Genomic DNA, 10,117 nt, shown 5'->3' with positions numbered 1-10,117 from the left:
TTGAGGTTGATATTTCGGAGCTATCACCAATCAGAATAAAGCCAGCCCAGCTATATGGGGTTGTGTTTTCGTTACGCTCAATAAATTCAAGCTTGGCTTGCTGAAGAGCCTCATCTTTCGGTAAACCTTCGTTTAAATAGTGATGAAATAATTCGGTGAGTGTATAAGTATCTTTATCTTCAACGCTCCACAGGCTTGTGATAGTAGAGCGAATGCCAGCCATTGAAAAACCACGAGCTAAACTCAAAACCCCTTCTCCTTTGGCTACTTTACCGACCCCCGTCTTACAAGCCGAAAGTACCAATAAGTTAGTTTTGAAATGGTCAGTGAGGTTTAAGTCTGATACCTTTAGAGCAGAATCGGCAAAGTAGATTTTAGGCTCGGTATCATTACTATCCGCAAAGGCATGTGTGTAGAGTTGAACTATTTTGTATTTGCCTGCTTCATTCAAAAAGGCATTGCGTGAAGCTACCTGATTTGTCAAAAGATTGCCAAATGTATAGTTTTTTTCAATGTTTTTCAGTGACTGCTCAGAGCCTTGAAGGGTATTGAGTTTTGAAGAAAAATTAATTGGAGCTGCACCCAAAAAGATTTTGTTCGGCAGAAATCCGTATTTTTCTTGGTTCTTCATCAGAAATTGAACGGAGTAAGTATATGAAATGGCATAATCTTTCAATAAATATTGCGGTGAGTTAGATGATTTTGAAATAGCTTCAAACGGAATAAAAGCACCGTCTTGCGAGATTATCAATCGTCCGTTTGGAAGATTTAAAGGGGCTATCAACGATTGATAGAGACTTGACCCATATCCTAAAAGAGCTGATAATTCGGTTTTTGTGCTAATATTCTTTGAACAATACTCAAGAAATTGTTGGATGTTTTCGGGTTTGAGCGATAGTTTTTTTAAGGTAACATTTTCAGGTGTAACGACAATAGCATAGGTCGTAGAGTCGCCCATGAAATATTCAACCAATGAATTGATTTGGGTTTTCTTTAAATAGCTTTGGATATCATTCAACTGGAAAGTGGTTGTATCATATTTTAGCTGATAATAGGCAGGATTTTTTGTTTCGAGGGTTTTGATGAAACGGTCTTGCTGCTCTTGTAAAGTGTATAGCTGGGTTGTTAAATCAGATTTTTTCTTTTGGTTTTGTTCTTTTTCGATATTTGCATTTAGTTCAGAAATATCCTTTATATACTTTCGCTCTTGTTGTTGGTCATCTTCCGAAAGCGTTTGTTTGGCTCCCAATTCATTAATTTTATCGTTGAGCATTACGGCTCGACTTTTCTCGAAGAAGTAAAATGCTTTTTGATAATCTTTTAGCAAGAAACAAGTTTCGATGGCAGATTCAAAAAGGCGATGGGTTCGTTCTCTCCAGTGAAATTTGCTTAAATTTTCAAAGCCTAAATGCTCAGCACGCATTAAATCAATAAGCAAATCTAATTTTTCAAAAACAGTCAAAGCTTCTTTTAAATATTTTTTCTCTTTTGTTATTTTATACTTTTCTAATAAGTACCAACTACTGTAAGAGCGTAGTAAATCATAGAATGTCCATTTATCACTTATTCTACGTAAAACTTTAAGGTTAATATCATGGATAGATTTTGTCGCATTTGGGAAAGCCTTCAAAGCATCAAATGTGCATGTTTCTGCTTTTTTGAATTCTTTGTTATTAATATAAATAATTGAAGCGTTAGAGTAGAGACGAGAGATTTGAGGGCTTTTTACATGTCTATATTTATTTTTAATTATGTTTATAGATTCATCTAATATACTTGATGCAGTTTTATAGTCTTTACGGTCATAATCAAATAAATTTGCCAAAGCTAAATTTGGAAGTAATATCATTTTAAGAGTATCCGTATTAGAAAATAAATCTCTTGATATCTTATACTGTTTACTTGCTAAAACTGTTTTTTTTTGCAATCCATAAACCTTTCCTATATTATATTCAATATTAGCCAATAGATACTGTTCATTCTTTGATAGATTTTTCTTATAAATTATTTTTTTTGCAGTTCGATAATTGATAATTGCATCTGAATATTTACCTTGAAATTCATTAGAAATCCCCAAAGCATTAAAACAGGTAGCTAAAGTGAAGTTATCAAGATTTGTGTTTTCTAACTCAGAAATTCCTCTTTTGGCAAATATCTCTGTTTGTAAATAGTCTCCTTTATATATACAAATCTCGGCGATTTCTTTATAACAAATGGCCTTAAAAGATTTGTCATCTGTTAAATTAGGAACAACTTTATAATTACGAATAGCATTGTCATATTGGTAATCTATATTAAAAAAGTAACCAAGATTGTAATATGCGTCTGCTAATTTGTTTGAAAATTTATTTTTATATTTTGCCCAATGATATATTTCCGATTGTATGTATTTGATAGCTTTCTTATTATCTTTTTCAATAGAATAATAACTTAGTGCTGCTCTTTTACTGATTTTTGCTTTTGAGGAGTCTGTGAAAGGACAACTTAGAAGTTTTATATATACAGAAGTCTGGTGTTCAGATTTAAGACTATTTATTGTAGAAAATTCATTTTCAAGGAGCTGTTCTGAAACACATTGAGCAAAAGAAAATTGAAAAAAAATATGTGATAGTATAAACAATAGAAGTTTTTTCATAAAAAAAGGGTTGATTACCAAAATTAGTAATTCAACCCTCAATATCAAAAGAATATTCAATTATCATCTTGGCCCTGAAGGACCAGATGTACCTGTGCCATTTCTTGATGATACAGATGCTACAGTTATAACATCAGATGTAGCACTGGCTACTGGTATTGTATCAATATATAAATTAGACAAAGTCACTGATGCCCCTCCGCTATTATTAAATTTAAGTCGGATTTTAACATTTTCATTAGGATTATAGAACCATGCTCTTCGAATTCTTAATTTATGAGTGGCATTAGCTCTCTCGTTCTGACTGTTTTTAACTCTCTTTTTAATAAGCCAAGATTCTTTTTGGCCATTAGCAAAAATTAGTTCAATACTTAAGTTTGAATCATTAGGGATTCTTCCAACCAATTTAAATGAAAAATAGAGATTATTATCTCCGTTTGGTGGTAAATTGATATTAAAATGGTCTGATTCTAAAGTGCAGACTTGTGAGGCTACATCGGATACAAGGGTAGTAGTGTCCCAGTTCGTATCATTTAACCAATTGACGGTATTTCCATATACTGTTATCATAATTATACTTAGTTAAATAAGTTATAAGAAAGTTAAAATGAGACAAAACTAGTTTATCACTCCATTAGTCGCAAATTCAAAAAATACACAAACACAATTACTCTAAAATTTTTTCGGCGTCTTTCTTTCCACCTAAATTTCGTTCGATAACTTCTTTCAGTAATGCCTCTGCCTCCGAAACTTTATTTTGTTTGATATAAACCAATGCCTGATAAAACTTCCCTTTATTATTGAGGAGTTCGGTGTTGTTGGCAAGTTTTTCAAAATAACTCAGTGCAGCATCGTATTTTTTCATTTGAAAAGCCGAAAGCCCCAGATACTCAATAGCTTTTGGGGTTTTAGTAATAAGTTTTTCAAAAATTTCTGATGCTTTTTGGTATTGCTGTTTATTATATAACTCGATACCTACTTGCAAACTATCCTGAGTACCATCAAGAGTTTTTTGTAGGGTCATAAGATTTGATGTAATATACTCATCAGCTCTTTGGTTAATAGTAGGGCGAGTAAAATACCACATACTAAGCACCACTGCCAGCATTGCTGCTATACCCATCGAAATACGGCTAAGGTTTATTGACGAGGGTGATTTTACGGGAAGTGTTTTCCATTCAGTATGGCGTTCGATTAAAACTTTTTCACGCTCTATGGCCTTTATATGAGCATAAAGAGCCACCTCTTCGGCAAATTTTGGGTCTGTCGAAAGTTTTTCTTCAAAGGCCAGACGCTCCTCTGCTGATAACTTCTGCTGAAAGTAATCATCAATATTTATTAAATCATCGGTCATTTACTATTCTGTTTACAACTTATTCTTTCACTATTTTTTATACAATTCACGTAGTTTTTCTAAGCACCTCAGTCGGGTAGTTTGGGCTACATTGGCCGAATTATAGCCAAATTCAAGGGCTGATTCTTGGTCTGAGTAGCCTTCGGCCCAACGCCTTAATAAGACCTGACACCGCTCACCGAGGATGGTTAGGAAGTTTCTTAGTTTTTCGTGGTCTTGTTTTCTGATAATTTCTTGTAAAATACCCCGCTGTTGGTCGGGAATTGGTTCTAAGATTTCATCGAGTGAAAGGTTGTATGAGTGTTTAGTCGAATTTTTTCGAATAACATCAACACATTTGTTATAAAAAATTTGATAAATATAAGTTTTTAGTTCCGAACGCCCCTCAAAACGCCCCGAGGCAATATGTTCGATGCCCGTCAGGATGGCATCCGAATAAGCCATTGAGGCATCTTCTTCTTCGATTTTATGCTTGCGAGAAGCATCTTTAATCAGATATGTATATTTATTGTAGAGTGCATTTTCAAATAATCTACGTTGGTTTCCGCCCATACGGATACCTTGAATAAGCTCTTGGTCGGTAGATTTTCGAGTAAAAAACAACATGCAGTTAAACGTAGGCGATGGGTTCGTTTAATCAAAAGAAATTAAAATTATTGACTAAAGCAATGATTTTTGAAAAAAAATAAGAAAAGGTGTTTGTGTTTGGGTATTGGATTCGACTAACCCTTAAAATTTCAAACAACCCCAAACGCCAAAGCCAATGAATACTACCAGTTACATTTCAATCGGTGGCCGCCAAGAAGTAAAACCCGAAGAGGTTTTGATGCTTCAAGCCGAAATAAACTACACACTTGTCTATTTCGTCAATGGTCGCAAAACCATTGTAGCCACGCCTCTCAAAAAACTCGAAGAGCGTTTCACTCCTTTTGAGTTTTATCGTACGCACAAATCTTATTTGGTGAATTTAAAGTGTGTGAAGTGCTTCATTGAGCCAACCAACACACTTCAGATGGCCGATAATCATAATGTTATTGTATCAAGAAGAAAGCGTACTGGGCTGAAGGAATATTTAAAAGACCGTTAAATCGAAAACGCTACCGATAAATCGAATTTGAATAGATGTTTTCGGAATGATTATAAAATTTGAAGCAAGAATTTCTACAACATAAAATTTTAAAATAATGAAAAGATTAATTTTTACTATCCTTTTTTCAAGCCTTTCGGCTTTTGTATTTGGGCAGAGTATTCTTTTGACACCCAATGCTTTTAATAATACTGTATCAGGCCCTAATGTTGATATTCATCTAACAAAATATAGTAGCACAGAGGGAGCCTATATAATAACTCGGAATGCGGGAGGGTCTTCTACTTCGCCAAGTGCAACTGCAAATAATTGCTCTATGCTATTTTTAGGAGCAAGGGGGTATAATGGTACTGGTTTTAATACTTCTAGTAGTGCAGCCATCATAATGAAAAGTAGCCAAGAATGGACTTCTACTGCCTTTGGTACTAAGATTTCTTTTGAAACAACAACAAATAATACTGTAAGTAGAACTGCCAGAATGACAATAGACCATAATGGAAATGTAGGAATTGGAACAACTTCTCCCGATGCAAAATTAGAAGTGGCAGGTACTTATGCAGTATCTGGTAAGACAACTTTTACGGGTACGCAACACAATTATAATTTAGGTGGTAAATCAGTGATACATGTAAATGGCGGTGCTTCTTTACTAACAGGAATTGCGGGGGGGAGCGATGGTATGATTGTACATATTTATGTTGGCATTAACACAGATTTGACCATTGCAGACCAAAGTACATCATCGTTAGCAGCAAATAGAATTGTTACTGGACACAGTGGTGATATGACAATACTTTCAGGTGGTGGTGCAACACTAATTTATGATGGCGATGTTTCTTCATGGAGAGTAATTGGTTGGAAACCATAATTTAGTATTTTTATCTCTTATCCAGAACCAGTCAAAAATTATGAAAACTATAAAAAACACAATTGGCTTTCTCCTCTGTGGTATAGCACTTGGTTGGATGATAGGAATGTCTGTAACACCTATCATACGTGATGTTATTCTATCCCTTTTAGTTGTAGTTACTACAATTATGGGTTTGATTGCTGGTTACAAATCAACTAATCATAAGACACAAGAAGGTATTACAATTGAAACAAATACAGAAGCATCTAAGCAATATTCATTGGTAGATTACTTATCAAAAGTAGATTTACTTCCAATAGGATTCTGTATGATAGGTATGACATTAGGTAGTGCTTTGGGAGTGTATATGCGTACACACCAAAGTTTAGGTATGAGCCCTACCGAAGTTGCTGAAAGGTGGGATTATTCTTATGAAAAGTCATTAAATGGTACATCAAATGCTAAGGACTCTCTAAAAAGCCAAATAATCAAACAGCTTTTTGAGATATCACTGGGCAAAGGCAATATAAATATGATTGAAGGCGAGCCACAAGTTCCTGCACAAATCAATGTTGGTTCGGCAGTGTTGGTTGGTCATAAAGTTTCAGCTTCGTTTTGTGATGAAATTAAATACAAAGAATCTGAAGATTTGGAATCATCAATTTTGAGCGAAATACGCTATGGAAAAGACTCTTGTTTACTAAAACGAGTTGAAAGTTTATTGAAAACAAGTAATGATAAAGAAAATACTCGCCAAATAATCAAATTACTGTTATGTCCAGATTGTCATTAATTCCAATATTATCATTTATGATAGGTAACCTCTATGGGCAAATACAGACTACTTCTCAGTATAATCTTGCCCAAAAATACGTTTGTAAAATTGAGATTGCTAACACTAAAATTGATAAAAATAATAAAACAATCCTTACAGGCTTTTTAGTAAAAGGACAACAAAAGGTTATTACTGCATTGCATGGATTTGCAGGTAAAATTGGGACTAAGGAGGAATTAAGTATCAAAGTTACTTTTTTTGAAAGTAATGGTAACAATCAAGTCTATACGAATGATAAACATGCAATCGTACTAACAGGTACCGAACTGGCTAATGATATGGCTACAATTTCATGCCCATGTTTTCAGAAAGAAGGACTTGAAATAGGTACGCTGAATGATTTAGCTGTTAATAATGAGTACCATATATATGGTTATAAAGGTGATAGGCTTCATGAGAATGCAATTACACTTATGTCTGCGTCATTTGATAAATTACACAAACTTATTCAACTCCCTACCCGAAAAGATTTAGAGACATTGAAGTTTCCGAGTTTAACAACAAATGCCATTGAGATACCAAGTGCCAATATTTTTAGGGGACATTCTGGAAGCCCGATGCTCAACAAAAAAAATAAAGTGGTCGGTATGGTCGATGGGTTTGAATTAGATGGAGTTTATGGTAAAACTATAGCGTGGGCTATGCCAATTACTAAGATTCCTGATAAAGTATATAACCATGAGTCGGCTGAATATACAAGTATTTTAAATGTTTCAAAAGTCAGGAAAAACGCTGTAATGGTTGGATTTGGTGAAGAATTACCTTTGGATTCAATACAAAATTATGAAGTACATTCTGCTATTGATTTCAGACATAGATTGCCATTTATTAGTGTTGGGGGGTACTTATCAAAATTTTATTCGCTGACAAATCAGACCAATAATTTGGAAAACTTAAATAGCTTTGCTGACCTATATATAGATTTCAAAATTAATAAAGCTCTAACCTTGGGGGCATATGCCACCAGCAGTTTTATTCAATATAAATTGACAAAATTGTGGGAAAACGATTTAAAATTTATTCCTACTGAAAATACCTATCGGCATCAAAAACTATTGGATTTGTATGGAATACAAACTACATGGTGGTGGCTTAGAAGGGTAAAGACCGATGCCTTTGTCGGTGCAGGAATTGGTATTGACAATTATCGAGGTTTCTTAGGTGTTCGACAGTATTTAGGTCCAAGACGCATCTTAGCCATAGAAACGAAGGCACTTTTTAGCCAACAAGCCTTTTCTATTCTTACATATATTCCACAATTAGGTACAGCACGAAGAGAAACAAGTAATATCAATTTAAAGAATATACACTTATGTTTTGGATTAAATTTTTCAATTGGAAGAAAATAGTTTTCTTCTTTTTGAGTGCTATCAGCTTGTTAGGTTGCAAAATTGAGCCAACTATTGCTCCAGTCCTTGCTAATCTCAATAGAGGTGTAAATCTTGGTGATGCCGTATTAGTAAGTAATGCACCTCAATTTAATCTTATTGAGGTGTCTTCAATCTATAATGATGAACTCATAAAAAATAAAAATATTCCAAGACCAACTATAATAAGTAATTATAATTTGAAAGATTATGTAAAGGTTTTGCAAGTTGTAAATGAAAAAACATCTTTCAATCTATCCTTTTCATGGAAGGTAACCAATCATAAATATGTAATGGCGGCTATTTTTAAAGACATAATTCAAATCAAGGAAAATAAAATTAGCAATAAAGAAGCCATTGTGTGGTCATGGAATTCTACAGAAAAAGATATAGGACAAGTTAAATATTCAGATGGCAAAATAACTACATTAGATAAAGATGGGCTTTTTGCTTATTCAGATGTAAAAGAGGGCTTAAAAGCAGGTAATTATGTTTGGGCGGTTTGGGCTTGGGACAATAATGGAATAAATATAATCGCATCAAGTAGAGAATTTCCATTCATAGTTAAATAATTTAGTAATAACCCATCGAAAAACTATATTTTGACTGTAATAATGTAAAAGGTTTGTTGTAATCAAAAACTATCATTATATCTAAAAGCAAACAATGTACTATGAACGATGTATTTGATGCCATGGTAACCTGTATTTTCAAAAATATTGTAGCAACTTTTAAAATTTTGCGATTAAATCAAATAAAAAATAGTACTAAAAGCTTGATTTAAAGTTTGTACCTGTGAATTACCAATCAAAAATAAATTCAAACCTTAATCAAATGTGGCGACATAACGCATAAATCAATGAAAAAACTTATTCTTACCTTATCATTATTGGGCTTCTCATCAATCCTTTTTGCTCAGAAGTCTTTTACTATGGCAACATTCAACGGAATTTTGGCCGAATATGGAAAAGACTCTAAAGCTTTTTTTTCCAATCGTTTGTCCAATGATTTCAGATACATTAGTGCTGAAGGTACTTTTAGCAACAGAGATGAAATTGTCGCTCGTGACTCGCAGAAATATTTGAAAACCGAGGTATTAGAACCCGTAATCTTTCAATCGGGCGATTTGGCTGTTATCAGTGGTATACACGCCTACTATGATTCGACTGATGGAACTAAGATTACTGGAAAAGTAGCCTGTACTTATACTTTTCAGCTAAGAGCCAATAAATGGATGTTTATTGCTTCGCATCATACGGCAATTAAGAATGATAAATAGGCTTGGCCTAATACAGATGAAGTTTTCAACTAATTTTAGGCGATTTTAGTTAAAGGCAGTCTTATATTATAATGATAAGCGACTACAAATGCAGCAGTCGGGAATGTCTAAATAAAATCTAAACCAAATTATCAACCATGACACGTCAAACATACATTCTCATCGTCAGTATCTATGGTTTTTTGCTTGGAATAAGTATGCTTTTATTTCCTAAAATGGCACTGGGCTACTTCGCCATGAACCCCGAAGATACTTTTACCGTAGGCTTAATGCAGTTTTTCGGAATTCTGCACATCGGTCATAATTATATGTCTTTTATGCTCCGTAAAACGCACGATACTACCGTAGTCAAAGCCTTTTTATTAGGAGGGGCTTTCATTCTACTTGCATCATTGGGCTTAGGGCTTTATAATGTTTTTGGCAGAAACTTGCCCATGCACAACACCGCTTGGCTCGACTGGAGTTTATGGGGCATTTTAGGGGCTGTAAGCCTTTATTTTTGGAGTAAAGAAAAGTAAAATTGTAAAATTATTTTCTGTTTCCTGAGAGGTTGTATCTATGATTGGAAATCTTTGGAAACAGAAAATGATTTTTCTAAAACTATGGGTGTGATTACCAGACAATCACTTTCTTCACTACTCTTATTGATTAGAATGGTGTCCATTTTCCATCGAAAACCCACGATGAATTAACAGTTTTGCTTTCAATTA

At 34.0% G+C, this 10,117-nt stretch carries 11 protein-coding genes; 7 read left to right on the top strand and 4 right to left on the bottom strand.

Features of this window, described 5'->3' with window-relative positions; all coding sequences use genetic code 11:
• The 4 genes from ACOVO2_RS05415 to ACOVO2_RS05400 form a co-directional block, all read right to left on the bottom strand.
• Nucleotides 1-1,849: CHAT domain-containing protein (locus tag ACOVO2_RS05415; RefSeq protein WP_421768985.1), on the bottom strand; the 1,849-nt coding region annotated here is incomplete at its 3' end.
• Nucleotides 1,850-2,698: 849 nt separating this feature from the next.
• The gene (locus tag ACOVO2_RS05410) at nt 2,699-3,205 is read right to left on the bottom strand and encodes a hypothetical protein (RefSeq protein WP_421768984.1); all 507 of its coding nucleotides are present in this window, start codon (nt 3,203-3,205) and stop codon (nt 2,699-2,701) included.
• Between the two features lie 97 nt (nt 3,206-3,302).
• Nucleotides 3,303-3,989, bottom strand: a complete 687-nt coding sequence (locus ACOVO2_RS05405) for a tetratricopeptide repeat protein (RefSeq protein WP_421768983.1) — start codon at nt 3,987-3,989, stop codon at nt 3,303-3,305.
• 30 nt (nt 3,990-4,019) lie between these two features.
• On the bottom strand, nt 4,020-4,595 hold the full coding sequence (locus tag ACOVO2_RS05400) for an RNA polymerase sigma factor (protein ID WP_421768982.1): 576 nt from the start codon (nt 4,593-4,595) through the stop codon (nt 4,020-4,022).
• A gap of 157 nt (nt 4,596-4,752) precedes the next feature.
• On the opposite strand from ACOVO2_RS05400, the gene ACOVO2_RS05395 reads away from it, so the two are divergent.
• From ACOVO2_RS05395 to ACOVO2_RS05365, 7 genes are all read left to right on the top strand, one after another.
• Complete coding sequence (locus ACOVO2_RS05395; protein ID WP_421768981.1) at nt 4,753-5,076, top strand: LytR/AlgR family response regulator transcription factor; 324 nt, start codon at nt 4,753-4,755, stop codon at nt 5,074-5,076.
• Nucleotides 5,077-5,173: 97 nt separating this feature from the next.
• Nucleotides 5,174-5,944 (top strand): hypothetical protein, encoded by a 771-nt coding sequence (locus tag ACOVO2_RS05390; protein WP_421768980.1) that lies wholly within the window; start codon nt 5,174-5,176, stop codon nt 5,942-5,944.
• Between the two features lie 40 nt (nt 5,945-5,984).
• Complete coding sequence (locus tag ACOVO2_RS05385) at nt 5,985-6,719, top strand: hypothetical protein (RefSeq protein ID WP_421768979.1); 735 nt, start codon at nt 5,985-5,987, stop codon at nt 6,717-6,719.
• Nucleotides 6,720-6,736: 17 nt separating this feature from the next.
• Complete coding sequence (locus ACOVO2_RS05380) at nt 6,737-8,110, top strand: hypothetical protein (protein ID WP_421768978.1); 1,374 nt, start codon at nt 6,737-6,739, stop codon at nt 8,108-8,110.
• Nucleotides 8,074-8,700 (top strand): hypothetical protein, encoded by a 627-nt coding sequence (locus ACOVO2_RS05375; RefSeq protein ID WP_421768977.1) that lies wholly within the window; start codon nt 8,074-8,076, stop codon nt 8,698-8,700. The genes ACOVO2_RS05380 and ACOVO2_RS05375 overlap by 37 nt, the downstream gene beginning before the upstream one ends.
• 287 nt (nt 8,701-8,987) lie before the next feature.
• Nucleotides 8,988-9,407 carry a nuclear transport factor 2 family protein gene (locus ACOVO2_RS05370; protein WP_421768976.1) on the top strand — a complete coding sequence of 140 codons (420 nt, stop codon included), beginning with the start codon at nt 8,988-8,990 and terminating at the stop codon, nt 9,405-9,407.
• A gap of 137 nt (nt 9,408-9,544) precedes the next feature.
• Nucleotides 9,545-9,925, top strand: coding sequence for a hypothetical protein (locus ACOVO2_RS05365; RefSeq protein ID WP_421768975.1), 381 nt, complete (start codon nt 9,545-9,547; stop codon nt 9,923-9,925).
• Nucleotides 9,926-10,117: the final 192 nt, after the last annotated feature.

Source organism: Emticicia sp., assembly GCF_049241225.1.
In the GTDB taxonomy this organism is placed as follows: Bacteria; Bacteroidota; Bacteroidia; order Cytophagales; family Spirosomataceae; genus Emticicia.
Note: the sequence above shows the minus strand (reverse complement) of the source record. Positions and strands in the feature narration are given on the sequence as shown.

Bases quoted from the DNA above. Each gene is read 5' to 3' on its own strand.
- ACOVO2_RS05410 (WP_421768984.1), bottom strand. From the start codon at position 3,205: ATGATAACAGTATATGGAAATACCGTCAATTGGTTAAATGATACGAAC.
- ACOVO2_RS05405 (WP_421768983.1), bottom strand. From the start codon at position 3,989: ATGACCGATGATTTAATAAATATTGATGATTACTTTCAGCAGAAGTTA.
- ACOVO2_RS05400 (WP_421768982.1), bottom strand. From the start codon at position 4,595: ATGTTGTTTTTTACTCGAAAATCTACCGACCAAGAGCTTATTCAAGGT.
- ACOVO2_RS05395 (WP_421768981.1), top strand. From the start codon at position 4,753: ATGAATACTACCAGTTACATTTCAATCGGTGGCCGCCAAGAAGTAAAA.
- ACOVO2_RS05390 (WP_421768980.1), top strand. From the start codon at position 5,174: ATGAAAAGATTAATTTTTACTATCCTTTTTTCAAGCCTTTCGGCTTTT.
- ACOVO2_RS05385 (WP_421768979.1), top strand. From the start codon at position 5,985: ATGAAAACTATAAAAAACACAATTGGCTTTCTCCTCTGTGGTATAGCA.
- ACOVO2_RS05380 (WP_421768978.1), top strand. From the start codon at position 6,737: ATGATAGGTAACCTCTATGGGCAAATACAGACTACTTCTCAGTATAAT.
- ACOVO2_RS05375 (WP_421768977.1), top strand. From the start codon at position 8,074: ATGTTTTGGATTAAATTTTTCAATTGGAAGAAAATAGTTTTCTTCTTT.
- ACOVO2_RS05370 (WP_421768976.1), top strand. From the start codon at position 8,988: ATGAAAAAACTTATTCTTACCTTATCATTATTGGGCTTCTCATCAATC.
- ACOVO2_RS05365 (WP_421768975.1), top strand. From the start codon at position 9,545: ATGACACGTCAAACATACATTCTCATCGTCAGTATCTATGGTTTTTTG.